Here is a 24,076-nt window from a genome sequence, read left to right as displayed (position 1 = left end):
TAAAAAGACGGGCTAGCCCGTCTTTTTATTGTCCCGAATTTCTGAAATCTCTCTTAAGCGGTTTTCACCGCATCGAGATTAGACTCTTCTAAGTCGTGACTTTCTGCCTCAACAAAAGTCGGCTCTGGATTAACGTCAAACTCGAATGTCAGCTGTTGTTCGTTGTCAGTGTCATCATCTTCGAGGGCATCGGCACCTAAATCTTCTTCTTCATCGTCGCTGGGCGCGGGAGTCATTTGCTCCTGCACCGATTCGACATCAACCCTTGGGTCGAGCGCTGCCGCGAGCGGGGATGAGACTAAGTCACCGGTTGCCATGATGTAGTCTTGAGTCACATTGGTTTCGGCTTTTTGTTGTGAATGAACATAACGCAGGCGTAAAAATAGGACTAAGGTACAGGCCGACATAAAACCATAGAGCATGCTATTGCCAAGCCATTGCATTAGGGTGGATGCGATAAGCGGACCTATACTGGCGCCAAGACCGAAGGTCAGTAATATAGTAGCCGACAGACCGACCCTTTCACTCTGCTCGACACGGGAGTTGGCCAGTGCCGTCGCCAAGGGGTAGAAGGTAAAGCCAAGAATACCGAACAGAAACGTCATCACCAGTGAGAGTGTGGGATGGTAAGGCGTGAGGGCGATGCCTAAGGCTAAGATCCCAAGCAGTACGCAGTTTATGCGGATAAGCCGGCTGCGGGACATGATGTCGGATAGCTTTCCCATCGGCCATTGCGCTAGCAGACCCGCGAGAATGGTGGCCGTCATATAGGTGGCGACTTTCTCGGGCGGTAAACCTAAGTTACTCGCATAGGCGGGCGCCAAGCCGTAAAAGGAGCCGACAATCATGCTGCCTATCGCAATAGTCGTCAGCGCTTGCGGGGCTTTTCGCCAATAGTGGGCGATTTTTAAGGGCGCGGGCACCAGTGGTGCAGGGTGAATACGGCGGGTCAAGGAAATGGGGACAATACACAGGGCAAAACAGATGGCGATCAGTAACAGCGGCTCTAGACCAAGTTCAGGATAGAGACTAATGGCACCTTGCCCCAATATCAAACCGAAGTACGAGACTATCATGTAGCTGGCAAACACTGTGCCGCGTTGGTTGCTTTCGGCCTGCTCATTGAGCCAGCTTTCGAGCACCATGTATTGGCACATCATGCCCATACCGACGATAAGTCTTAAAAGGATCCAAACCGCTAACTCATCCACTAAGGCGTGGCCGAGTGCGGAGGCGGCCACTATCCCAGCGCTGGCGACAAAGGCGCGAATATGCCCGACTTGGGCAATCAAACGGTGACCTATCTTAGAGCCTGCCACCAGACCGACGTAATAGGCCGACATCATGCCGCCTATCCATAGCTGTGGAACGTGCATCACCGATAGGCGCAGGCCTAAATAGGTGGTGAGTAAACCGCCTGCCAACACAGTTAATAGAGTCGTGCTATATAAAGAGGCGAAAGTGCGTAGCGGATTTGCCATTAACTACTCCTTGTATGGTTGCAGGGAGAGTATATCAGGAGTTGGTGTTTATTCCGTGTTGCAATATGTTGGGATTTAATGACTGAGTTATCATTTTTGTGTGTGGGTCACTCAATTCGACTGAAATGGGATTTGGCTGAGAGGATGAACCTGGTTTCAGCCAAACCACTGAGTACCTCTATTATCTAAAGGTGTAGAGCAGGTTAAAGGTGGTGACAGTGTCAGTCTGCTTACTGCCTTCGGGAACCACTTCGGTGTACTTGACGTTCATGCCGATTTTAAATGCCCAATCTTGGAACACTAAGTTCTTGTAGTTCATGTCGAGGGTGAGAGTATTGTTATTCTCGCCCACCTCGGCGGTGAGATCGGCATTGATGCTGGTGTATTCCTGCAATTTTTGCGAAAACTTTGCCGCAGTACGTAAAATCACATCCTTTTCGGCGGCGGGATCGGGCTCTGCTACCGATTCTGCAGGCAGGTTGTATCGATAACCCGGACCGACTTCGAGGCTGAGTTTGGTCTTATAGGTACTGATGGCATTAAAACCATAACCCGAAGAAAGGGTTGAGATTTGGGTATAACTACCAAACTGATCCCAAGTAAAGTCACCACGGCCAAAGATATAGCCCTTAGTGAGTTTATAGTTGCTCTGCAATTGGAGTTCGTACTTCTCTGAGGTGGTTTGGTTCTTCTCTGAAGCAAAATACGCTTTTAGCGTGGCTTCTTGTTTCGTTTGCTTGGCATCGTAAATCAGCTGGGTGCGACCATTAAAACTGCTCGATTCGGTATTGCCCGTGTTCAATTGTAAGCCGGCTTCGACTTCTGCAGTAAAATCGCTTGGCGGTTCCTGATAATCGGGAGGTACAAGCGCAAGTGCCGGAAAAGATAGGCAAAAAAAACTCAAAGGGGCGATAACTTTTAGCATTACTCGTAACATTAGTCTGGGTTCTTGAGTGGCTGATGTTTGATATCCGAATAGGGGTGAGGCGTCATCATACCCGTATTGCGGGTTGAGGCAAAGTTATTGCTTGAGTTTCGCGTCTGCTTTCTGTACTATCTCGCGCTCGAATCAGTCACTATTTTCGTTCCTTGCCTCCACTTGGTCTGACTGAGCCAATAACGAGGCTACATAACCGTAAGGAGCAATAAATGCGTCATTACGAAATCGTATTTATGGTTCACCCAGATCAAAGTGAACAAGTACCAGGTATGATTGAGCGTTACACCGGTGCAATCACCGAAGCTAACGGCAAAATCCACCGTTTAGAAGATTGGGGCCGTCGTCAACTGGCTTACCCAATCCAAGACCTGCACAAAGCTCACTACGTTCTGATGAACGTTGAAGCACCAGCAGAGACGATTGAAGAGCTAGAAACTGCTTTCCGTTTCAACGACGCAGTTCTGCGTAACATGGTAATGCGTACTAAAGTTGCCGTTACTGAAGCATCTCCAATGGCGAAAGCTAAAGATGAGCGCGATTCACGTCGTGGCCCAGCTGGCGACCGCTCATATGATGAAGCTAACGCTGAAGAAATCGCTGAGTAAGTTTATCTGTGACCACCAATAACTTGGTGTTGTCAGGGACCATAACCCGTTCCAGACGCTTTAAAAGCCCGGCAGGCATCGCACACAGTGTGATAATGCTAGAACACAAATCGCAGCGTTATGAAGCAGATATGCTCCGCAACGTCTACGTACAAATACAAGTGATATTGAGTGGCCCACGCTTTGAAAGCGTGGCAGACAATCTGAAAGCAGGTGTGGAAGTACAAGTTCAAGGTTTTATGACGCTTCAACAGGGGCGAAATGGCCAAAATCGCTTAGTCATCCATGCCGAAAATGTCGAATTGAAAACTTAGGAGACTGTCAAATGGCACGTTATTTCCGTCGTCGCAAGTTCTGCCGTTTCACCGCTGAAGGTGTTGCAGAAATTGATTACAAAGATATCGTTACTTTAAAGAACTACATCACTGAAAGCGGCAAGATCGTTCCAAGCCGTATCACTGGTACTAGTGCTAAATATCAGCGTCAACTAGCTCGCGCAATCAAGCGTGCTCGTTATCTTTCTCTACTGCCATACACTGATTTACATCAGTAATTGCAGTATTCCTAATCGAATATAGAGGATTTGATAATGAACGTTATTCTGCTTGATAAAATCGCTAACCTGGGTAACCTGGGTGACCAAGTTGCAGTTAAAGCTGGTTACGCTCGTAACTACCTGCTGCCACAAGGTAAAGCTGTTGTTGCTAACGAAAGCAACGTTAAAGTATTTGAAGCTCGTCGCGCTGAATTAGAAGCTAAATTAGCTGCTGATCTGGCTGCTGCTAACCAACGTGCTGAGAAAATCGCTGCTCTGGAAGCTGTTGTTATCGCTTCTAAAGCGGGTGATGAAGGCAAACTGTTTGGTTCAGTTGGCACTCGTGACATCGCTGATGCAGTAACTGCTGCTGGCGTTGAACTGGCTAAAGCTGAAGTTCGTTTACCATTAGGCGCTCTGCGTACTACTGGCGACTTCGAAGTTGAAGTTCAGTTACACACTGAAGTTAAAGCTGTTGTTAAAGTATCTGTTGTTGCAGAAGCTTAATTACCAACTGCTTTAAACTAAGAAAACACCGCTTCGGCGGTGTTTTTTTATGGGCGCGATTTAGTTCGTATTGCTGTGCGAGAGGATGTTTTTCAAGTATCAACGCTAAACAGGCTTAGCCATTTCATCGCAGCTAGGACTGACGCTAAGGCACACTAGACTATTGCTAAAGACTGTTGTTAAAAGGCGCAAGCACTCGTGGCAGTACGCCCTGTAGCTTTGAAATTGCAACTCCATAATTAGTGATAGGCACATTGCGACGTTGGCATTCGTGGATGCGACGGAGCATTTCATTACGATTAAACATACAGGCACCGCAGTGGATGACGAGGGCATATTGCTCTAAATCATCGGGAAAATCGTGGCCGGACGTCACGATAAATTCGAGTTGTTTACCCGTATAACTATTTATCCAGCGGGGGATTTTGACCCGGCCGATATCATCTTCCTGCACATTGTGGCTGCAGGCTTCGGCAATCAGCACTTTATCACCATCTTGCAATTTATCTAACGCCTCGGCGCCTGCGGCAAGGGTGGCCAAATCCCCTTTAAAACGCGCAAATAGGGTTGAGAAAGTCGTGAGTGGAATTGATGCTGGCACTAGGGCGGCGACTTGTTTAATCGCCTGAGCATCGGAGACAACTAGTTTGGGTGTGACGACGGATAATGCCTTTTCGAGTTCCGTTTCTTTAACCACCATAGCGATCGCGCTGCGATCCAATGCTTCCCGAAGGATCTGTACCTGCGGCAAGATCAAGCGTCCTTTAGGGGCCGCCATATCGATAGGTACGACGCAGAGAATAACGTCCCCCGCTTGATAGAGATCGCCCGCAAGCATGGGGTCTTGCTTATATTCCGCGGGCGCTAAATCGATAATCAGCTGCTTAAGCATTTTGGTCGCAAGGCCTGTGGTGGCAGAGACCACGATAAAGGGCAAGGATTGCTGTTGGCAGAAGGCGATATCCTCGGCTTTAGGTGTACAGATATCGGCCTTATTGAATACCACCAGTATCGGCATTCGCATCTGCTGTATTTCGTTCACTAAGGCGATATCCGATGGATAAAGCCCTTGTTCGTCCACCACTAAGAGTGCCATATCGGAGCGGAATAATACTTTACGAGTCGCCTTCACCCGCATTGTACCTAATTCTCCGTCATCATCGTTCCCAGCTGTGTCGTAAAAGGTTACAGGCCCCAAGGGTTGCAACTCATAGGCCTTGGTCACGGCATCTGTCGTAGTGCCCTTAATATCGGACACAATGGAGATTTGTTGCCCCGCGATCATATTGAGCAGAGAGGACTTACCTGCATTGCGTCGACCGACTAAGGCAATATGGTAACGCATGCCCCGTGGTGCTGATTGGCTCTGGGAATGCTCTTGTGGATTAATGCCTTGACACATATTGGTTCCTTTTTGAATCACCACGGCTAAAGGAGGGGATTAGCCCATGGCTTTGAATTTGCTGGCAGACTTGCTTAAGTCGCTCTGCTGCAGGATGTTGTTGCTGGTTTTTTCCCGGATAGATGCTGTAATCGGCACTCACTTGTGTTGGGGTGAAAGAGGGCATAATCACATTGCAGCCTCGCTTTAGTGCCAGTTCCCGAGTGCCTTTTTCGAGGGCATCGAGGGAGCTGGTCGCAGGGATATTCGCCCCAGGATTCATCAGTCGCAAAATAGCGCTTACTCGATGACTCTTAAGGGCGCTGCCATTGGGCGATGTGGCAAATGGAGTTTGTGCATGGGCGATAAAGGGGCCGCAGGCCAACATATCGAGCTGCAGCTCAGTTAAGCATTGAATATCGCGGGCTAAGATAGCATCTGTCATCCCTGGCAAATCGATGATGATGCCAGAACCTGTTTGAAAGCCGAGTGACTTAAGGTGTGTAAGTCTTGCAATTCGCTCATCGAAATGGGCTTTCGGGCGACAACGACCAAAGAGGGCGCGGTCGAAGGTTTCCATCTTGAGTAAATAGCGATCGGCACCCGCCTCACGCCAGTTTTCCAACTCATGATGTTTGCGATCACCGAGGGATAGGGTGATTGCGAGGTTATGGCGCTGCTTAATTTCAGTAATAAGGGCGCTGATGCGCTTGCTACTGTAGCTAAAATCATCTCCCGATTGCAGCACCACAGTGCCGAGGCCGAGTGAGGCTATACTCTCCACCGCGCTGAGGATTGCTTCGTTCGAGAGTCGATAACGTTTTACCTGCCGATTCTCGCTACGCAGGCCACAGTAATGGCAGTGGTTACGGCAATGATTCGAGAATTCAACAATGCCGCGTAAATAGACCTGTTGCTGAAATTCGAGCTCAGTGGCGAGCTGAGCGCGGCTAAACAGCCATTCATCGTCCTGTCCTTGGAGCAGTTCAAGGATTTGCGCATAGCTGAGCGCCATAGGTTTGAGCAAACTGGGTTGCGTGCAGGAAGGTGTTTGCTGAATGATTGGGATATGGCTGGTATGCATCAGTGGCGCCCCTTATCCAGCGCAATCACACTTTGATACCAGAGATCGCCTACGGCGCGGCGACATTCTTCCACATAACGGCCAAGGGTTATTGCCACCGGCGAGTCTTGCTCTGCGGTGACGCCGGAATAAAACCAATCGATTAAGCTGTTTGGCGCAAGGCCTAAAGCAATAACATCAAACTCTATCCAAAGCCCTTGAGCCGAAGTGGTATGGCTATGGGCGTAGTGACCGACAAAGAGTCTATCGCCAATCAGCAATATAGGTTGCAGTGGCAGCGCTTGGGTCGAGACTAAATTAACCGTCTCAGGAAATTGCCTCTTTAGTTCGGCGCACCAGTGGCGGGAGTTTTCATAGAGTCGTTCCACTTCCCGCTGTGGCATCTCGGGACGTAGGATAGTGGCGAATTCATCCCGCCAAGAACCTGTGGGCTCAAGCTTTATCAGGGTGAGTTGCTTGAAGCTTACGCTTTGTAAGCGCTGTAAGAGTAATTGCCCCACGGCGTTATCGGCAAAGTTGCTGTAAATGGCCGCGTGTAACACTATGTCATTGGCTTGTGCTATTGCCTCGAGTAAGGCGTGCGTATTCAAACCAAAATGCAATTTTACGCCGGGCTTTGAAAGTAAAGAATGAGTCATTTATAGATAGATATCCCGTTCACCCGCATCGGTTTTTTTCAAACAACTACGCACATTACGTTCCCGTGATGGACTCATTTTGGCGAGCTCTCGCTCTATCAGGGCGTTACCTGCCTCACGGGTTTTATCGCTGGCGTAGTCGTTCAGATATTCCCTAAAGGTGATCAAGGCATTGGGCTGACAGAACTTGCCAATAAACTGCTGTTTGGCTAATCCCATAAAGTGATCGCCAGTGCGCCCTTTACGGTAACAGCCTGTACAGAAAGAGGGGATGGCATCCGAGTCGGTGACTAATTCATAGATGATCTCATCCATGGCACGATGATCGCCAAGGCTAAATTGTTCGGCATCATGTTGATTTAGCTTGCTGTCTTGATAGCCACCCGGCGCAGTGCGTGAGCCTGCACTGATCTGTGAGACGCCGAGTTCTAACAACTCTTTACGTAGGGCCGCGTTCTCCCGTGTGCTCATAATCAGTCCGGTATAAGGTACGGCGAGGCGAGTGATGGCTACAATGCGCTTAAAGCACTCATCATCAACCTCATAGGGCGGCTTTTCACTAAGGGCAGAGCCATGGGCGGGTTCAATCCGCGGGAAGGAGATGGTATGTGGGCCAATGCCACAGTCTTTTTCGAGTTGCTGGACATGGGTGAGCATGGCGAGCAGCTCAAATCTATGGTCATACAGGCCAAAGAGCGCGCCGATACCGACATCGTCGATTCCTGCTTCCATCGCCCTGTGCATGGCGTAGAGGCGGTATAAGTAGTCGGTTTTTTTACCTTTTAGGTGCACTTTACTGTAAGTGTCTTGATGATAGGTTTCTTGGAAACATTGATAAGTGCCTATCGCCGCCGTTTTAAGCTGTTTAAAGTCTTCCACACTCATTGGCGCGCAGTTGACATTGATACGGCGAATTTCACCGCCTTTGCCCTGCTTAACGCTGTACATGGTTTGAATACTTTCAACAATGGCTTGCACATTGTTGCGTGGATGCTCGCCATAAACGGCCAAGATCCGTTTGTGGCCCATTTCTTCGAGGATGGTGACCTCTTGGCGGATCTCATCCTGTTTTAAGGTCTTGCGTTTCAGCTCGTGGTTATCGGCGTTAAAGCCGCAGTAACTACAACTGTTGGCACAATGGTTGGACACATAGAGCGGCGCAAACATCACTATACGATTGCCGTAGATGGTGTTTTTAATTTCACGGGCGACGGCAAAGAGTGCTTCATCCAGGGCTTTATCTTGATTTTGTAGCAGGAGAGCGGTTTCGCGAATGCTTAAGCCTTCGCATTGGCGCGCCTTTTCGAGAATGGCTTGGATTTGGTCGCGACTCGGATGACTGGCGTCTTCAATGGCCTGCCAAATCGCCTGATCGTCAATAAAGCTGACGTTGGGATTATAGTCAGAGACGGTAATGGAATGATGCTCGTGTGTGCTCATGGTTTTCTATGCCCTTGAATATGAATGCGTAAACACGGCAGTTGTTGAGCAACTGCCGCAGGAGACCTAGCTATTTGCTAGTCAGTTGTTCGCCGTTTGTGGCAACGGGGGCAATTTCATTTTTTACCCATAGTGGGGTGTACTCGGCGGCATCATGGTAGGGCACATTGCCGTGGATCATCATGGCTTTGAAGTCATCGAAGCGGTACACCGCGAGGAATAAATGCACGGGTAAGAAAGCGGTTAACACTAGGCCAGAGACCAAATGGGCCTGACCTAAAAACCACACTATATCCCGCGGCGCAGCGTGGGGGATAAGCCACAGCACTAAACCGGAGAGGATAAGCACTGTACCGCCAATCAGTACGCAGGCACCAAATAGCTTCTGGCCAGAGTTGTATTTATTCATTGGAGGGATTGGCACTTTTTTACCCAGTAAGAATTTCTGTGGGTAACCGCCTAACACCATAAACCATTTCACGTCGCGTCCGGAGAAGCTGAACACTCGGGCGATAAATAGCACCACTCGGTCGAATGCCATGATGGTAAATGCCACGGCATCGAGGGCCATAACAATCCCCGCAATGATGTGCACATCATAGGTTAGTTGCATGCCTTCCTGGGAAAGCGGTTTAAAAAACAATAACAACCCCGTCGCGGCTAACGGCAAAAAGCTGAGCAGCAGAATATAGTGGAAAATCCTGACGTTTAGCGGATGTTTTAAAATGGGTCTCATATCATGTTCTTGATGCATTTTTCATCTCCAATCAAGAGCTTAATTTGGTGCGGTCGACAAAGTGGGTGTGTAGCAGCTCATGGGACATATGTCCTAATGGCTCGCCACCGAATTCTTTGTAGTATTTCTCTACCGCGGGGTTGGCGTGGCTAACACGTTTTTTCGCTAGGCTATCGTCTTTATATAACCCTTGGCTTCTGGCCTTAATGTACTCATTGCGGCGTTCAAGTTTGCTGCTAAACCAACCAATCGGAATGGCTAAGGCGGCGACAAAGGCAGCGCCTACCGCCATAAACTTACGGCGTGACAGAAAGAAACTGTCCTCGGCAAATAGGTGTTTTTTCTTGTTCATTTTTGTTTCCCGTTAAATGTTACCAAGCCAAGAAGAACCTTTACCTTCAATAGGTTGGCCTCCACCGTTAACGCAACCACCAGCGCAGTTCATCACTTCGATAAAATGATAGGGCGAAGTACCAGCCATTACATCGCGTAGCACGGGTTCGATGTTATTGCCCATGTCGTGTACTACAGCGACATTGACGGTTACATTCTGGTTGAGCTGAGTATCAAACAGGCTGACGGAAGCCGATTTGACGCCTTTTAGCCCGCGTACGGGTTCAAATTCCAACTTAGCCATTTCAGTGCCAGTGAGCACCTTGTGAGCGGTACGTAATGCCGCTTCCATTACGCCACCTGTGGTACCAAAGATAGTGCCCGCGCCAGTGTATTCAGAGAACAAACTATCGCCTTGATATTCGGGGGTATTAGCGAGATCGATATCGAGCATTTTGAGCAATTGAGCCATTTCTCGGGTGGTCAGCACAGCATCAATATCTTGGTACGAAGGCGTGTTAGCCCCATGTTCCTGATGGTATTGCCAAGCCGAGTTAAATTCGGGGCGTGAGGCTTCGAGTTTTTTCGAGGTACAAGGCATCACAGAGACAGTGAAAATATTCTCTGGCTGCATTTGATACACTTTAGCGCCGTAGGTTTTGGCGACCGTTCCAGCCATTTGTTGGGGAGATTTAGCTGTCGACAGGTTAGGTAATAGCGCTGGATAGCGGGTTTCGAGGTAACGCACCCAACCAGGGCAGCAGGAGGTGAACTGCGGCAGCGCACCTGCATTTTCTTCAGCTTTAACATTGGCATGGAGGCGATAAATAAACTCACTACCTTCTTCCATGATGGTGAGATCGGCGGCAAAGTTACAGTCGAAAATCTTAAAGCCTGCCTGATTCATCGCGCCATAGAGCTTACCCGTCACGAGTTCGCCCGTGCCTAGACCGAATTCTTCACCAATTGCGACCCGCACCGCCGGAGCGATAATGCCGACAACGGTAGTATTTTTATCGGCGAGCTTTTTAATGACGGTTTCAAGGGCGCTGTGGGTTTCTTCAATGGCGCTAAAGGGGCAGTTAATTAAACATTGGCCGCAGCTTAAGCATTTATCTTCATCGATAGTGTGTACTGCACCCGAGGCGCCATTAATGGCGTGGGTTGGGCAGAACTGTTTACAGGCATCACATCCTTTGCATTTAGATGCATTTATCTTGATCAGCCCTTGGATTTCTCCCGGTTGATAAGTTGTCGCTGTCATAGGATTTCGCGTTCCTCATTTTCAACCTGAATTATATTTTCAGTGTTATTTAATGTATTTGTTTGGCAGCTTATGCCTATGGCAAAAGCGTATTGGTAAGTTTTAGACGGCTGGATAATAGGAAATTGATTCTGGAAAAAACTTGAGAACGATCAAGTTTTATTCTTTTTGATAAAACAGGCGTTTTTAATGGTTTTATTAGACGTTTTTGATAAATTTTTAGAAATAAAAATAAACTTTTGTGTTTGTGTTTTATCAGGTTAGATTTAATTTATTCTTTATATACAGTGTGTTATGGTGGCGTCATCGGTCGCCTAACACTGTTTGTTGTATTTTAAAGGCTTGCGGTGTGATTTATTGCATTATGAGGGTGTTATCACTCGTTTGGATTTTGTGTTTGGACAAATTGTCCATAAATGCTCTTGGTTTAAATAATGCTAATTAAGATGGCTTAGGAATGATTATGGCGAATGGATAATGTGATAGATCACAAGTTAGCAAATTGCTTAAAATAAAAACCGTCCAAAGAATATTCTTTGAACGGTTTTAAAAGATGCTTAATTTATGTCGATTAAATTAATAGAGTAAATATCAGCTAATATTATTATCAATTAATGCTGAATGTTAATTAAATATTAATTTCTCACTAAATCGAGTTCTTTAATTAAATTATCGGCATGGTCTACTTCATCCATCATCCACAGGATATATCGAATATCCACGTGTACGGCGCGGGTGATGGTGGGGTTGAAGAACCAGTCCTTGGTAATGGCTTCATAGGTGGAATCGAAGTTTAGGCCGACGAGTTCGCCTTTGCCGTTAAAGACAGGTGAGCCCGAGTTACCACCGGTGGTATCGACGCTCGACAGAAAGTTAACTGGCACAGAGTTAAATTCTTCAGGCTTGTCCAAGCAAGAGAACAGACGGCAAATCCAGCCGCGAGGATCTTGGTAGACAGATTTCACTAAGTGATCGCCAAAACGCTGCTCATGGATTGCATCGAGCAATTTTTTCGGTGCGTTATAGGGCTCAACACCTGTGTGCTTAGCTACGATGCCATCGAGGCGAGTAAATGGCTGTTTGTACAGAGCATCGCGGGATTGATAACCATCGACCATTCCGTAGCTGATACGTAGGGTACCGTTTGCATCCGGATACACTGGCCAGTTGTTGGCTTTGTAGTAGTCGATAACGGCGGCCATATAGGCAGGGCGAGCGGTAGACAGTTTACCCGCGAGAATTTTTTCTGCTTTTTCCTGAGCCATATTGGTGTCGTACAACGCGACAGCTAGGCGGATAAAGGGATCGCTACTGGTTTCAAAGGCCTTCGCATCGGCATCCATCCACGCCAAACGTTGCGCTTGGTCTGTCAGCGTCGTTAGCGAATACAGGCCGTCGAGTTTCGCTTCTAGACTGACATTTTTGTCGTCTAGATTCAGCATATTGTCTAAGGCTGCAACGCGGTTGGGTTGTGACAAGTAGGCATTTAAGTCTTGTAACCACAGGGTTTTATCGACTTTAACGTCAAAGCTGGAGTCGATACGCTTCAGGCGCGAGCTAAACATGGCAAGATCACGCTCTTGGTAACCGATTTCACGCTCGGCATCGCTCTTTTGCTTTTCCTTGGCTAAGCGATAGAGGCTATTGGCCGCAGTGAGCAGTGTGCTCGATTGGGCGTTGGTGAAGTAATAATTGGTTTGGGTTTGCAGTTGCTGCTCGGCCAATAAAACTTCTAGCTCGCTGATAAGATTTTGATTAAGGCTAGGATTTTTCATTAACCAAGCCAGAAAATCATCTTCGCGTTGCTGCTTAATGCCGACGATATCCGTGGCTTTAAAACCAGCCAGCAGACCGTTGAGTTTTTTCATCCGGTTCGCCATCGACGCCATATTGCCTGCATATTTAATGGCGATATCGGCATCTTCCTGCCCCATGGCTTCAATAGTATCAATCTGTAATTGATAGCGTTTTGCCTGAGTTGGGTACAACCAGTCGCTGGCAAATTTAAGCTCGCTGGTGAGATTGTAACGGCTGGTGGTGCCAGGGTAGCCCGCCACAAACACGCCGTCGCCTGCTTTCACACCATCGGCGTTCACTTTCAGGTAACTCTTTGGCGTGTAAGGAATGTTATCTTCACTGTAGGCCGCAGGCTTGCCATCTTTACCCACATAGGCGCGCAGGAAGGCAAAATCGCCCGAGTGGCGTGGATACTCGTAGTTATCGATATCACCGCCGTAAGCGCCAACGCTTTCTGGTGGCGCGTATACTAAGCGCACATCGCGGATCATCAATTGCTTGATAAGGTAATATTCCAAGCCATTGTGGAAGCTGCGCACGTTACAGCGGTAGTTATCATCGGCCTCACAGCTTTTGATTAAGGCTTTGCTGTGGTTTTCAATGTCTTCGTAGCGTTTGAGCGGATCTTGACTGAGGTCTTTGGTGACATCGCTGGTGACATTGGTCACGGCTTCGGTGATGTATAAACGTTCGTTCGGACCTGCTGACGGTTCTTTATCCATCGAGGTGGCTAAAAAGCCCTGTTCGAGATAGTTATGTTCTTTCTTAGTGTTATATTGTATCGCCTTGTAGGCACAATGATGGTTTGTCACAACTAGCCCTTGGGGCGAGACAAAACTGGCGGTACAATAGCCCAGCCCAACAACGGCATTCATTGGATAACTGGTGAGATCGGCTAATTTGTCAGCGGGAATATCGATTCCACGCGCGCTGAGTTTGTCGGCAATTGAAGGCATTTGATAAGGTTGCCATTGTCCTTCATCGGCTGTTGCTACGCCAGAGGTCAGTACTAAGGCTGCAACCAATGCAATACGCATGTTCTTTCCTTATTTTTAGTTAGAGTGTCCGTTGGAATGAAGTAACAGGCGAATGTAAACGGCCTGTTTGCTTGACGCGGGTTTTATATCATATTTTGTTAAGTTGTTGGAAATCGGGAGTGTTAATGTCACAACAAGGTGCTTTTAAGCCTAAGAGTAAGCCGAGGGATTTGCAGGTCGATAGCCTCAAGCTGCCGCCGCATTCGATTGAGGCTGAACAATCGGTCTTAGGTGGCCTCATGTTAGACGCCGACGCTTGGGATAAAGTGGCCGAGACCGTAGTGAAAGAGGATTTTTATTCCCGCTCACACAGGATGATTTTTGCGGCCATGCACCGTTTAGTTGAAACGGGTCAACCTATCGACTTAATCACGGTTTCTGAACAGCTTGAACTTGAAAATCAACTCGAAGAAGCGGGCGGCTTTGCCTACTTAGGCGAGATCGCCAAAAACACTCCGAGCGCGGGTAACATTGTTTCTTACGCCGAGATTGTGCGCGAGCGCGCCGTGGTGCGGGAGATGATCCGTGTCGCCCATGAGATTGCCGATGCGGGTTACAATCCCGAGGGACGTGACTCCAGCGCCTTGCTCGACTTGGCCGAGAGTAAAGTCTTTAAGATTGCCGAGCAGCGCACCAATGCCAACGAAGGTCCCGAAGGCATTAAAACCATTCTCGAAAAAACCGTCGATAAGATTGAGCAGCTATATAACAACCCACACAACGGTGTGACAGGGGTGTCGAGCGGTTTTAGCGATCTCGATCGTATGACTGCGGGCTTCCAATCCGGCGACTTGATTATCGTCGCGGCGCGTCCTTCTATGGGTAAAACCACCTTCGCGATGAACCTCTGCGAGCAGGCGGCGATGAATGAAGACAAGCCTGTGCTGATTTTCAGTCTCGAGATGCCCTCGGAACAGATCATGATGCGTATGTTGGCCTCCTTGGGCCGCGTCGACCAAACCAAAATCCGTACCGGACAGCTCGATGATGAGGATTGGGCGCGGGTGTCATCGACCATGGGGATCATGCTCGAGCAGGGCAAGATGTATATCGACGATGGTTCAGGTTTAACCCCGACCGAAGTGCGCAGCCGTGCCCGCCGTATCGCCCGTGAACATGGCGGCTTATCGATGATCATGGTCGACTACTTGCAGCTGATGCAAGTGCCGGCGTTATCGGACAACCGTACCCTAGAAATCGCCGAAATTTCTCGATCTCTCAAGGCATTGGCTAAAGAGTTAGAGATCCCCGTGATTGCACTTTCCCAGCTTAACCGCTCGCTCGAACAACGTGCCGATAAGCGCCCAGTGAACTCGGACTTACGTGAATCGGGTTCTATTGAGCAGGATGCGGACCTCATCATGTTTATTTACCGTGATGAGGTGTATAACAACGATTCTCCCGATAAGGGCACGGCGGAAATCATCATAGGTAAGCAGCGTAACGGCCCTATTGGGCGTGTGCGCTTGACCTTCCAAGGCCAGTTTTCCCGTTTTGATAACTACGCTGGCCCGCAGTTTGAAGAAGATTAATTTCTGGTGTTAGAAGCTAAGCACTGCTTATGTATTCTTTTTATTTCCTGACTTTCCAAATAGACAAGGCAAATTTTGAAACCTTTTCCCCGAGCAGAAATTAGCAGTAGTGCACTGCAAAACAATCTCGCCGTCTTGCGTCAACAGGCGAGTCGCAGCCAAGTGATGGCAGTGGTGAAAGCCAATGGTTATGGTCATGGATTATTAAATGTCGCCAACTGTTTACACACTGCCGATGGCTTTGGCTTAGCCCGTTTAGAAGAGGCCTTAGAACTGCGCGCCGGTGGCGTGAAGGCGCGCTTATTATTACTTGAAGGCTTCTTTCGCAGCACTGATTTACCTCTGTTGGTGGCCCACGATATCGATACTGTGGTGCACCACGAGTCGCAAATTGAGATGTTAGAGCAGGCGATGCTATCAAAACCTGTCACCGTATGGTTGAAAGTGGATTCTGGCATGCATCGTTTAGGCGTGACGCCTGAGCAATTTGCACAGGTGTATGCGCGTTTGATGGCCTGTGACAATGTTGCCAAGCCCATACATTTGATGACTCACTTTGCCTGTGCCGATGAGCCTGAAAATCATTACACCAAAGTGCAAATGCAAACCTTTAACCAGTTAACCGTGGATTTACCTGGGTTTAGAACCTTAGCCAATTCTGCGGGCGCCCTCTATTGGCCTAAGAGCCAAGGGGATTGGATACGTCCCGGGATTGCACTTTATGGTGTCTCACCTGTAACGGGGGATTGCGGTGCCAATCATGGTTTGATCCCGGCGATGAACTTAGTCTCGCGTTTGATTGCCGTGCGCGATCACAAGGCGGGACAACCCGTTGGCTATGGGTGTTATTGGACGGCGAAACAAGATACTCGCCTTGGCGTTGTAGCTATTGGTTACGGCGATGGTTATCCGCGCAATGCGCCAGAAGGCACGCCTGTATGGGTTAATGGTCGCCGAGTGCCGATTGTCGGCCGTGTCTCTATGGATATGTTAACCGTTGATTTAGGCGCCGATGCGACAGACCAAGTTGGCGATGAAGCCCTGCTTTGGGGCGCCGCCTTGCCCGTTGAGGAAGTCGCCGAACACATTGGCACCATCGCCTATGAATTAGTGACTAAACTCACCCCAAGGGTGGCGGTGTGCCTTGCATAAGCCATCAGAGTTGAAATAAAAAACGGCGCATTTGCGCCGTTTTTTTATGCCCTAAGAAGCGGGAGATTGAGTGGTTTGCTGCCCGCCATTCTGCACTTGGTTATTAAGCCTTTGAAGCGATAATCAAACTTGCAGAGCGACATGAACGATATGAATTAATTCTCAAAGCAGATTTCAATAAAGGCGTTACCGAATGGGCTGCTGAAGGGCATGATAATTTTGGTGCCGTTCGCTTTATGAGAAATAGTATGCCCTTTACCCGAGACCACCATAGGGGTTGCCATTTCGAACTCGTAACCCTTTTGACCTAAAAGATTTTTTGCCCCACCTGTGACCATGTTGGTGATTTCACCCACGAGATCGGTAACTTCTTCGTTTATCTTACCTGGGTTTTCCCCAAGCATATTTTGCATGATCTGCAGTGCCAGCTTTTGTTCAAAGGTAATAGATAACGATCCCTTAGTCTGCGGCCCAACCATACCAATTAACCCCGACACATCACCCTTGGCTAAGTTGTCGGTTTTAATTTGGGGCTTGCCCGGAGTGAGATCCATGCTTGCCATCGTCGAAATGACATTGAGCAGGGATTGCAGAAAAGGGTTAATAAAATTGACGTTCATGCTTCAGTGTTTCCTCTTTTGAACTTAAGCCTTATGGTCACCATGTCATTAAGGTTAGACGAAAAGTGGCTGAACCACAGCAATCTTAATCACACTCTATCAGCTTAGATGACACAAATGGAAATGTGAGGTTAATTTCACGATTTTATTGTTGTTTATCCGTGCAGAGGCTCAAGACACTGTCCTTTAATCTTACGCATCTGAATACATCTGTTCGCGCAACGGCCGTTGATTTTTGTCCATTTGGCTTCTCAAGCCTATCAAATGATTTATCCATCATTTTTCGAGAGAAGCTTGATTATTCAGCACTTTGCAAACGCAGTATTTCCCATTTAATACTGAATTTCTTTTATTTTCATATTGTTAAATTCAATTCGTGCAAATGTTTTTCCTCATATCTTGCTAATTGAGACCTAGCACTCAATCGCTGTTGATAATGTGATAAAGATTAAATTGTAATGTAAATGATAATAATTATTGATTGCAAATTGTGTTTTGAATATATTAGCGGCGATTAACAGGTGGGGGACATCTGTTACAGGTTTAGTCCGCAACAGGAATGTTTTTGATGAAATTTGCAAAACGTCGTAATGGCCGAGTCACACTCGGTGCTCATGTTTTAGGTTCGTTAACGATTGGGATGGCGGTATCGGCCACTTCCGCGATGGCAACGGAAGGGCAAACGCAAGTCGTTGATAAAAAAGTCGAGCATATTGAAGTGAACGGTGAGTACTTAGGTTACAACACCCGTAAAGTGCAATCGGGTAAATTTACCGAAGACCTGCTCAATACCGCTAAAACTGTTACCGTTATCAATCAAGATTTAATCAAAGATATGGGCGCCCAAAGTTTTACCGATGCGCTACGTGCAACTCCTGGTATTACCTTAGGTACAGGTGAGGGTGGCAACCCCTACGGTGATAGACCTTTCATCCGTGGTTACGATGCCCAATCTTCAACCTTTATCAATGGTATGCGCAATGTGGGCTCACAAAGCCGCGAAACCTTTAACATCGAACAAATTGAAGTCCTGAAAGGCCCAAGCTCTGTATACAACGGCCGTGGTGCCGTTGGTGGTAGCATCAACATTGTGACCAAAAAAGCGCAATCCGAAGACTTTATTAATGCCGACGTTGCCGTTGGAACGGATTCCCTTAAACGCGCCAGTGTCGATGTTAACCATGTGATTGCCGATGAGGCTGCGGTCCGTATTAACATGATGGCCCACGATGCCGATACCCCTGGTCGCGATGACGTCACAGGTAACCGTTGGGGTGTAGCGCCTTCGGTGACCTTTGGTTTAACCTCGCCAACGAAAGTGACGCTCGAATATTATCACTTTGAAAATCATGACATTCCTGATTATGGTATTCCTTACGATCAGGCCACGGGCGAGCCAGCGGATGTCGACCCTGACAACTTCTATGGTCTGTTGTCGCGGGATTTTCGCGACACTATGGATGATACGGCGTCAGTGTTGATAAGCCATGATTTTAATAACGACATGCAGTTCACTTCGACCTCCATCTATAGCCGTAACAGCAATTACTATATTGTGACCAACCCGGACGACACTACGGGCAACGTGGCTAATGGTTATGTTTGGCGAAACACTAAGTCGCGCCATTCGGTCACTAAGACCTTAGCGACTCAATTACAACTCTCGGGTGAAGCAAAACTCGCGGGGATGACGAACCGTTTTGCCGTCGGTACTGAACTCAGTAACGAACGTACCAGCAATTTGAGTTACACCGTCGATACGGGTAATGGCCGCAACGCGGGTTGTGATCAGGCGATGCTGGACAACTACAACTGTACGCTGCTGGATAATCCGAATCCGCACGATCCTTGGGTTGGTACTATCACCCTCGGCACCGATGCGACAGTCACAGAAACCGATACTCGCTCGCTTTATGCCTTTAACACCATTGAGTTAACCGAAGCCTGGATGGTGAACGCCGGGATCCGTTGGGATGATTACAGCACCAGTGCTGAGAACTCGACTTCTCAATTCAGCAACGATACTGACTTCTTTAACTATCAATTATCGGTACTTTATAAGCCCGCTGAAAACGGCAGTATTTATGCCGCGTGGGGTACTTCTTCTAACCCTCCGGGAACCTCAAATGGTGATGGCGCGGATCGCCTCGGCAGCACCAACGCCGATTTAGAGCCTGAAGATACTGAAAGCTACGAGTTAGGCACTAAGTGGGACTTCTTTGCCGGACGTTTATCTCTGAATGGTTCGGTATTCCAAATCGAGAAAAACAACGCTCGGGTCGCGACCTCTGGCGATCGTAATTCGCCGCAAGAAAACGTCGGTGAGCAAAAGGTGAAAGGTTTTGAACTTGGCTTCTCCGGTGACTTTACTGAGCATTGGCATGGTTTTGGCGGTTACACCTATTTGGATGCGACCTTGGAAAGCAATGGTTATAACCAAGCACAAAATGGTAACCGCTTCCCTAATACCGCTAAAAATAGCTTAAGTTTATTCACGACTTACGATGTGACTGAGGATTTTACTGTTGGTACGGGCGCGTACTACATGGGTAAAGTTTATGGTAATACGGCCAACACACTGTCGATTCCATCCTACTGGCGTTTTGATTTGACTTCATCTTATAAAATGAGTGAATTCTTGACCTTACGCCTGAACGTGCAAAATCTAACGGATGAGCGTTATTACGATAAAGCGTACACCGCGCACTTTGCCAATATGGCCCCTGGTCGCTTAGTGATGTTAAGTGCCGATATGCACTTCTAAGCAATATTAATCGAGATCTGAATGGCAGCCTTAGAGCTGCCTTTGATGTTTATGCTATTCCAATAGGATTTTGAAATGCTTATTGAAATTCCGAATGTTTTTTCTAAAGAAGAAGTCAATCAGCTAAGGGAACAGCTCGATGCCCACACTTGGATTGATGGCAATCAGACCTCGGGCGTGATGGCGAGTACCCGCAAACGTAATCAGCAGTTAGACAAAGATGACCCTGTCGCACTGCAAATCGGCGAGCTGATCATGGCGCGCTTGTTGGCTCACCCTTTATTTGTGTCGGCGGCGCTGCCATTACAGTTTTATCCTCCTTTGTTTAATCGTTATCAAGGCGGCGAAACCTTTGGCTATCATATCGATAACGCGATTCGCTCGACGAGCGAAGGCATGGTACGCACCGATCTGTCAGCCACCTTATTTTTAAGTGAACCAGACACTTATCAAGGTGGTGAGCTGGTGATCCAAGATACCTATGGCCAGCAAAGCATAAAGCTCGCGGCGGGCTCATTGGTGTTATATCCGTCAACGAGTCTGCATCAGGTCACTCCTGTTACCTCGGGTGAACGCACCGCCGCTTTTATGTGGCTGCAGAGTATGGTGCGCGATGAGGGGCAGCGCCGCTTGCTATTTCAACTCGATCAATCGATTCAAGCGCTGACGGCGCAGGCCGCGCCAGAACAAGAGTTGTTTAATCTGACTGGGGTTTACCATAACTTGCTCAGACGTTGGAGTGAGTTGTAGTAATTCTAAGCTAGGCTTCTGTCCCTGCTTCATCTCCCCAAAGCGGGCGGTTTAGGGTATAATCCCGCCAGCTCTGAGGGGCAACAAAACAGTAAACGTTAACTCGTTTACTGTTTTTGTATTTTTACGCTGGCGCTGTATGGCTCATCTGCAGTTAAATTAAGGCGCTTTATCCCTCAAAGCTTGAACTTACTGGCAAATTCTAATTACTTGAGTCGATAGTCACGTGTTGAAAAATAATCTTAATGATGGTCTACAGCTCGACCGCACCTTTTCCATTGCGCCCATGTTGGATTGGACGGATCGTCATTACCGTTATTTTGCTCGCTTAATGTCGGCCAATGCCTTGCTGTATACCGAGATGGTGACGACGGGGGCGATTTTGCATGGCCGCGGTGATTATCTTGCCTATAACCAAGAAGAACATCCTCTTGCATTACAATTGGGGGGCTCGAATCCTGCTGAACTTGCTCGCTGCGCCAAACTTGCCGCCGAGCGCGGTTATGATGAAGTGAACCTCAATGTGGGCTGTCCTTCCGATCGCGTGCAAAATGGTCGCTTTGGCGCCTGTTTGATGGCCGAACCTGCGCTTGTGGCTGAATGTGTCGATGCCATGAAGCAAGTGGTTGATATTCCTGTGACGGTAAAAACGCGTATCGGCATTGACGAGCAGGATAGCTATGAGTTTCTGACTCACTTTATTGATACTGTCATGGCTAAAGGCTGTGGTGAGTTTATTATCCATGCGCGTAAGGCGTGGCTGCAGGGCTTAAGCCCGAAGGAAAATCGCGAGATCCCGCCCTTAGACTACGACCGGGTATATCAGCTTAAGCGTGATTACCCTACGCTCAATATCAGTATTAACGGTGGCATAACGAGTCTTGAACAGGCTAAAAACCACTTGCAACACTTAGATGGTGTGATGGTTGGACGTGAGGCTTACCAAAATCCCTATATTCTGGCGCAGGTTGACCAACTACTCTGCGGCAGCGAGAAGGCAGTGATTAGCCGTGAAGCTGTGATTGACGCTATGTTGCCCTATATCGAGGCTCACTTGCAGGCTGGCGGGCGCTTAAATCATATCACTCGCCATATGATTGGCTTATTCCAAGGTTTACCGGGTGCCCGTGCGTGGCGTCGTTATTTGAGCGAAAACGCCCATAAAAATGGTGCTGGTATTGAGGTGGTCAAGCAGGCTTACCAAAGTATTCAGAGCGAAATAATTGCTCAATAATCATTCGATTTAAAAAGTGGTGAGATTGACTAATGCTTGTAGTATTTTTCACCACTTTACCTTTCCTAAATATCCCGCTTATCTCGTTATAGCTTAAAATAAATTTTTAAATCTAATTAAATTAGTGTGTTAAGTCTTATTTGATAAGTTGGCACGCCCTTTGTAATAGTCCCTATGTCAAGTTAATCAATCGGAAAGGGATGACATCATGTTTACTTCAAACGTTAAAAAATCAGTTCAAGCGAGTGTGTTATTTGGTGCATTAATGGCGAGCGTTTCTGTACACGCCGAAGCGGCACCTGTATCTGATGTAGTGGGCGCTATCGAGCAAACACTGAGCACCCAAGCGCAGGAGTTGTTGGTTAACACTAAGCGTGAACTGGTGTTATCACTGCAAACACAATTAGCTGAAAGTATTTATGACTTCAATAGCCAGCTAACACTGAGCGCGGATAACCAAGGTGAGTCTGTCACCTCAGGCGAATACAGCGCAAACAAGTAAGGAGCTGCCTATGTGGTTTGTAGCACCTCTTATGACTCTGCTACTGCTACCAGTGATTAGCCTCGCGTTGTTTTCAGGAATTATCTGCTGGTTTCAGTGGCACAGTGTCAGCGATAAATAAGTTATTCATCGATTGGAGTTCAAAATGAAACGAGCGCAAATGCGAATGGACAATTCAGAACGTTTAGTTTGTGGTGTTGCCTCCGGTATGGCGTGGCAATTTGGTTGGTCCTGTTTTTGGACTCGCGTCGTGTGGGCCGGTGCGATTCTGTTTATGCCGGGTGTGAGCCTGCTGGTTTACTTTGTGTTGGCCTTACTTGTGGACCAATGGAAAAGACCGATTTAACCCACATTTTACCCCTCAATTTGGGGACGTAAGTGGAATTGCCGATGCAAGTTTATGGACACAGTCTTTAGCGGGATGCTATCAACAAGAGGGCGCATCGACCCTCATGCCAATAGTGAACACTGTTTAAGTGAGTATCACTTTTTAAGAAAAGCCTGAAATCTGGCTTTTGCTTCATCGCTTTTGAGTCTTGCGCTAAATTGTTCTAATTCTTGATGCATCTGGTGTTGCACGCGGTTTTTATGTGGTCGCATCAACTGACGGGTGATTTGCAGTGCTTGCGGTGGCTGATTCGCCAATTTCTTGGCCTGACTCAGGGCGTAACCGAGTAACTCTTCCTGGGCTATTACATCGTTAATGATATTCAGTCTGTGTGCAGTATTTGCATCAAAACTTTCGCCGAGCAGCAAGAGCTCCGCCGCCTTTTGATAACCCACCAATTCGGGTAAGAGTAAGCTTGCGCCAGCCTCGGGCACTAGGGCCAAATTCACGAAGGGCAGTTGAAATTTAGCCGTGTTGTCGGCATAGACCAAATCACAGTGAAGCAGTACCGTTGTGCCTATGCCAACGGCGGCACCAGAGACGGCGGCAACCAGCGGTTTTTTGAGTTCCAACAGGCAAAATAGGAAGCGCACCGCGGGATGATTTGGACCTAAGTCACTATTTTTCAAAAAGTCAGCAACATCATTGCCCGAGGTGAAACAATTATCTTCGCCATGGAGCATAAAGGCACGAATGTCGTTGTCTGCTTCACCTTCGATCAGGTATTCTGTCAGTTGTTTATACATATTAAGATCAAGTGCATTGCGTTTATCTGGGCGATTAAAGCTGATAATACGAACGCCCTGATCATCCCGAACCTGTATATGACTCATGGGTTGTTTTCCTTTACGACGACATTGGGTAGACATGGAGTTTAAGACATTGAAACCGATATTCAAACAGATGTTTAATTTTGTCGCATTATCCTGTGCCTCATTTTCTGTTTTCGCGAACGTAGTGATGACCGAAGGTCATGTCCGTGCAATGCCTGATACAGTACCAAATACCGCCGCTTACTTTACGCTGGAGAACCATAGCGATAAAACGGTTCGCCTCACCGGAGTGACGACTGAGGTCGCGAAGGAAGCACAATTACATACCATCATCGAAGAACAAGGCATGGTAAAGATGCGCCATGTTGAAGGTTTCGATATTCCCTCCCACGGAAAATTAACCCTCTCGCCGTCTGGAGAGCATGTGATGCTCATCGGACTCAAAGCCCCATTAGCCCTAGATCAGCAAGTTAAACTGCAGTTAGCGTTTGACGATGGCGAGAATCTAACGATTACATTACCTGTTGCTAAGCAGGCCGAGAATGCTGCTGAACATGAGCATCATCACCATCATTAAGGAGTC

Annotated in this window: 24 protein-coding genes; 12 read left to right on the top strand and 12 right to left on the bottom strand. The window is 47.7% G+C overall.

Annotated features, from left to right (window positions below; genetic code table 11):
- Positions 1 to 53: 53 nt before the first annotated feature.
- Together L2713_RS01905 and L2713_RS01900 are read right to left on the bottom strand one after the other, a co-directional pair.
- Entirely contained in the window at positions 54 to 1,481 is a 1,428-nt protein-coding gene (locus tag L2713_RS01905) for an MFS transporter (RefSeq protein ID WP_248966698.1), read from the bottom strand.
- Positions 1,482 to 1,662: 181 nt separating this feature from the next.
- The gene (locus L2713_RS01900) at positions 1,663 to 2,406 is read right to left on the bottom strand and encodes a DUF481 domain-containing protein (protein WP_109287299.1); all 744 of its coding nucleotides are present in this window, start codon (positions 2,404 to 2,406) and stop codon (positions 1,663 to 1,665) included.
- Positions 2,407 to 2,630: 224 nt separating this feature from the next.
- Between L2713_RS01900 and rpsF the strand changes: the two genes are divergently transcribed.
- The 4 genes from rpsF to rplI are packed head-to-tail and all read left to right on the top strand — an operon-like array spanning position 2,631 to position 4,068.
- Positions 2,631 to 3,026: a 30S ribosomal protein S6 gene (rpsF, locus tag L2713_RS01895; protein ID WP_011715868.1), complete on the top strand. Its 396-nt coding sequence runs from the start codon at positions 2,631 to 2,633 to the stop codon at positions 3,024 to 3,026.
- Between the two features lie 8 nt (positions 3,027 to 3,034).
- A complete protein-coding gene (gene priB, locus L2713_RS01890) occupies positions 3,035 to 3,340 on the top strand; it encodes a primosomal replication protein N (protein ID WP_011073673.1) in 306 nt (101 codons plus the stop codon).
- An 11-nt stretch (positions 3,341 to 3,351) separates the two neighbouring features.
- Positions 3,352 to 3,579: a 30S ribosomal protein S18 gene (rpsR, locus tag L2713_RS01885; protein ID WP_006083042.1), complete on the top strand. Its 228-nt coding sequence runs from the start codon at positions 3,352 to 3,354 to the stop codon at positions 3,577 to 3,579.
- Between the two features lie 36 nt (positions 3,580 to 3,615).
- Positions 3,616 to 4,068 carry a 50S ribosomal protein L9 gene (gene rplI, locus L2713_RS01880; RefSeq protein WP_011623996.1) on the top strand — a complete coding sequence of 151 codons (453 nt, stop codon included), beginning with the start codon at positions 3,616 to 3,618 and terminating at the stop codon, positions 4,066 to 4,068.
- A gap of 166 nt (positions 4,069 to 4,234) precedes the next feature.
- Here rplI and hydF read toward each other — a convergent pair whose 3' ends face one another.
- The 8 genes from hydF to L2713_RS01840 form a co-directional block, all read right to left on the bottom strand.
- Entirely contained in the window at positions 4,235 to 5,470 is a 1,236-nt protein-coding gene (hydF, locus tag L2713_RS01875; protein WP_248966697.1) for a [FeFe] hydrogenase H-cluster maturation GTPase HydF, read from the bottom strand.
- Positions 5,454 to 6,533 (bottom strand): [FeFe] hydrogenase H-cluster radical SAM maturase HydE, encoded by a 1,080-nt coding sequence (gene hydE, locus L2713_RS01870; RefSeq protein WP_248966696.1) that lies wholly within the window; start codon positions 6,531 to 6,533, stop codon positions 5,454 to 5,456. The genes hydF and hydE overlap by 17 nt, the downstream gene beginning before the upstream one ends.
- Positions 6,533 to 7,171, bottom strand: coding sequence for a hypothetical protein (locus L2713_RS01865; protein WP_248966695.1), 639 nt, complete (start codon positions 7,169 to 7,171; stop codon positions 6,533 to 6,535). The genes hydE and L2713_RS01865 overlap by 1 nt, the downstream gene beginning before the upstream one ends.
- A complete protein-coding gene (hydG, locus tag L2713_RS01860; RefSeq protein ID WP_248966694.1) occupies positions 7,172 to 8,611 on the bottom strand; it encodes a [FeFe] hydrogenase H-cluster radical SAM maturase HydG in 1,440 nt (479 codons plus the stop codon). It lies immediately after the preceding gene.
- 70 nt (positions 8,612 to 8,681) lie between these two features.
- Positions 8,682 to 9,365 carry a cytochrome b/b6 domain-containing protein gene (locus tag L2713_RS01855; protein ID WP_037427165.1) on the bottom strand — a complete coding sequence of 228 codons (684 nt, stop codon included), beginning with the start codon at positions 9,363 to 9,365 and terminating at the stop codon, positions 8,682 to 8,684.
- A gap of 13 nt (positions 9,366 to 9,378) precedes the next feature.
- The gene (gene hydB, locus L2713_RS01850; protein WP_011715874.1) at positions 9,379 to 9,699 is read right to left on the bottom strand and encodes an iron hydrogenase small subunit HydB; all 321 of its coding nucleotides are present in this window, start codon (positions 9,697 to 9,699) and stop codon (positions 9,379 to 9,381) included.
- A 12-nt stretch (positions 9,700 to 9,711) separates the two neighbouring features.
- Positions 9,712 to 10,944, bottom strand: a complete 1,233-nt coding sequence (gene hydA, locus L2713_RS01845) for an iron hydrogenase large subunit HydA (RefSeq protein ID WP_248966691.1) — start codon at positions 10,942 to 10,944, stop codon at positions 9,712 to 9,714.
- A gap of 635 nt (positions 10,945 to 11,579) precedes the next feature.
- Positions 11,580 to 13,778, bottom strand: coding sequence for a S46 family peptidase (locus L2713_RS01840; RefSeq protein ID WP_248966689.1), 2,199 nt, complete (start codon positions 13,776 to 13,778; stop codon positions 11,580 to 11,582).
- Positions 13,779 to 13,903: 125 nt separating this feature from the next.
- Between L2713_RS01840 and dnaB the strand changes: the two genes are divergently transcribed.
- Together dnaB and alr are read left to right on the top strand one after the other, a co-directional pair.
- On the top strand, positions 13,904 to 15,310 hold the full coding sequence (gene dnaB / locus L2713_RS01835; protein WP_011623987.1) for a replicative DNA helicase: 1,407 nt from the start codon (positions 13,904 to 13,906) through the stop codon (positions 15,308 to 15,310).
- 75 nt (positions 15,311 to 15,385) lie between these two features.
- On the top strand, positions 15,386 to 16,462 hold the full coding sequence (gene alr, locus L2713_RS01830; RefSeq protein ID WP_248966687.1) for an alanine racemase: 1,077 nt from the start codon (positions 15,386 to 15,388) through the stop codon (positions 16,460 to 16,462).
- A gap of 155 nt (positions 16,463 to 16,617) precedes the next feature.
- Here the strand turns inward: alr and L2713_RS01825 are convergent, their stop codons facing one another.
- Entirely contained in the window at positions 16,618 to 17,082 is a 465-nt protein-coding gene (locus L2713_RS01825; protein ID WP_086901993.1) for a chemotaxis protein CheX, read from the bottom strand.
- Between the two features lie 568 nt (positions 17,083 to 17,650).
- On the opposite strand from L2713_RS01825, the gene L2713_RS01820 reads away from it, so the two are divergent.
- The 5 genes from L2713_RS01820 (at position 17,651) to L2713_RS01800 (ending at position 22,678) form a co-directional block, all read left to right on the top strand.
- Positions 17,651 to 19,846 carry a TonB-dependent receptor gene (locus L2713_RS01820; protein ID WP_248966685.1) on the top strand — a complete coding sequence of 732 codons (2,196 nt, stop codon included), beginning with the start codon at positions 17,651 to 17,653 and terminating at the stop codon, positions 19,844 to 19,846.
- 75 nt (positions 19,847 to 19,921) lie between these two features.
- Positions 19,922 to 20,596, top strand: a complete 675-nt coding sequence (locus L2713_RS01815; RefSeq protein ID WP_248966682.1) for a Fe2+-dependent dioxygenase — start codon at positions 19,922 to 19,924, stop codon at positions 20,594 to 20,596.
- 226 nt (positions 20,597 to 20,822) lie between these two features.
- A complete protein-coding gene (dusA, locus tag L2713_RS01810; RefSeq protein ID WP_346347591.1) occupies positions 20,823 to 21,830 on the top strand; it encodes a tRNA dihydrouridine(20/20a) synthase DusA in 1,008 nt (335 codons plus the stop codon).
- A 208-nt stretch (positions 21,831 to 22,038) separates the two neighbouring features.
- Positions 22,039 to 22,332: a hypothetical protein gene (locus tag L2713_RS01805; RefSeq protein ID WP_011623981.1), complete on the top strand. Its 294-nt coding sequence runs from the start codon at positions 22,039 to 22,041 to the stop codon at positions 22,330 to 22,332.
- A gap of 145 nt (positions 22,333 to 22,477) precedes the next feature.
- On the top strand, positions 22,478 to 22,678 hold the full coding sequence (locus tag L2713_RS01800; RefSeq protein ID WP_011623980.1) for a PspC domain-containing protein: 201 nt from the start codon (positions 22,478 to 22,480) through the stop codon (positions 22,676 to 22,678).
- A 137-nt stretch (positions 22,679 to 22,815) separates the two neighbouring features.
- On the opposite strand, the gene L2713_RS01795 is transcribed toward L2713_RS01800, so the two are convergent.
- Positions 22,816 to 23,553: an enoyl-CoA hydratase-related protein gene (locus L2713_RS01795; RefSeq protein ID WP_011625227.1), complete on the bottom strand. Its 738-nt coding sequence runs from the start codon at positions 23,551 to 23,553 to the stop codon at positions 22,816 to 22,818.
- A 34-nt stretch (positions 23,554 to 23,587) separates the two neighbouring features.
- Between L2713_RS01795 and L2713_RS01790 the strand changes: the two genes are divergently transcribed.
- A complete protein-coding gene (locus L2713_RS01790; protein ID WP_011623978.1) occupies positions 23,588 to 24,070 on the top strand; it encodes a copper chaperone PCu(A)C in 483 nt (160 codons plus the stop codon).
- The last annotated feature ends 6 nt before the right edge of the window (positions 24,071 to 24,076 follow it).

Origin of the sequence: Shewanella seohaensis, assembly GCF_023283775.1 — a bacterium.
GTDB lineage: Bacteria > Pseudomonadota > Gammaproteobacteria > Enterobacterales > Shewanellaceae > Shewanella > Shewanella seohaensis.
The sequence above is the reverse complement of the archived record's forward strand: the minus strand, read 5'-3'. Positions and strand labels throughout refer to the sequence as shown.

Excerpts from the sequence above, each read along its gene's own strand:
- hydG (WP_248966694.1), bottom strand. The coding sequence starts at position 8,611 with ATGAGCACACACGAGCATCATTCCATTACCGTCTCTGACTATAATCCC.
- L2713_RS01800 (WP_011623980.1), top strand. The coding sequence starts at position 22,478 with ATGAAACGAGCGCAAATGCGAATGGACAATTCAGAACGTTTAGTTTGT.
- L2713_RS01840 (WP_248966689.1), bottom strand. The coding sequence starts at position 13,778 with ATGCGTATTGCATTGGTTGCAGCCTTAGTACTGACCTCTGGCGTAGCA.
- L2713_RS01825 (WP_086901993.1), bottom strand. The coding sequence starts at position 17,082 with ATGAACGTCAATTTTATTAACCCTTTTCTGCAATCCCTGCTCAATGTC.
- hydE (WP_248966696.1), bottom strand. The coding sequence starts at position 6,533 with ATGCATACCAGCCATATCCCAATCATTCAGCAAACACCTTCCTGCACG.
- L2713_RS01795 (WP_011625227.1), bottom strand. The coding sequence starts at position 23,553 with ATGAGTCATATACAGGTTCGGGATGATCAGGGCGTTCGTATTATCAGC.
- L2713_RS01805 (WP_011623981.1), top strand. The coding sequence starts at position 22,039 with ATGTTTACTTCAAACGTTAAAAAATCAGTTCAAGCGAGTGTGTTATTT.
- rplI (WP_011623996.1), top strand. The coding sequence starts at position 3,616 with ATGAACGTTATTCTGCTTGATAAAATCGCTAACCTGGGTAACCTGGGT.
- hydB (WP_011715874.1), bottom strand. The coding sequence starts at position 9,699 with ATGAACAAGAAAAAACACCTATTTGCCGAGGACAGTTTCTTTCTGTCA.
- L2713_RS01865 (WP_248966695.1), bottom strand. The coding sequence starts at position 7,171 with ATGACTCATTCTTTACTTTCAAAGCCCGGCGTAAAATTGCATTTTGGT.
- hydF (WP_248966697.1), bottom strand. The coding sequence starts at position 5,470 with ATGTGTCAAGGCATTAATCCACAAGAGCATTCCCAGAGCCAATCAGCA.
- L2713_RS01790 (WP_011623978.1), top strand. The coding sequence starts at position 23,588 with ATGGAGTTTAAGACATTGAAACCGATATTCAAACAGATGTTTAATTTT.
- L2713_RS01905 (WP_248966698.1), bottom strand. The coding sequence starts at position 1,481 with ATGGCAAATCCGCTACGCACTTTCGCCTCTTTATATAGCACGACTCTA.
- L2713_RS01855 (WP_037427165.1), bottom strand. The coding sequence starts at position 9,365 with ATGCATCAAGAACATGATATGAGACCCATTTTAAAACATCCGCTAAAC.
- hydA (WP_248966691.1), bottom strand. The coding sequence starts at position 10,944 with ATGACAGCGACAACTTATCAACCGGGAGAAATCCAAGGGCTGATCAAG.
- rpsR (WP_006083042.1), top strand. The coding sequence starts at position 3,352 with ATGGCACGTTATTTCCGTCGTCGCAAGTTCTGCCGTTTCACCGCTGAA.
- L2713_RS01900 (WP_109287299.1), bottom strand. The coding sequence starts at position 2,406 with ATGCTAAAAGTTATCGCCCCTTTGAGTTTTTTTTGCCTATCTTTTCCG.
- rpsF (WP_011715868.1), top strand. The coding sequence starts at position 2,631 with ATGCGTCATTACGAAATCGTATTTATGGTTCACCCAGATCAAAGTGAA.
- dnaB (WP_011623987.1), top strand. The coding sequence starts at position 13,904 with ATGTCACAACAAGGTGCTTTTAAGCCTAAGAGTAAGCCGAGGGATTTG.
- L2713_RS01820 (WP_248966685.1), top strand. The coding sequence starts at position 17,651 with ATGAAATTTGCAAAACGTCGTAATGGCCGAGTCACACTCGGTGCTCAT.
- L2713_RS01815 (WP_248966682.1), top strand. The coding sequence starts at position 19,922 with ATGCTTATTGAAATTCCGAATGTTTTTTCTAAAGAAGAAGTCAATCAG.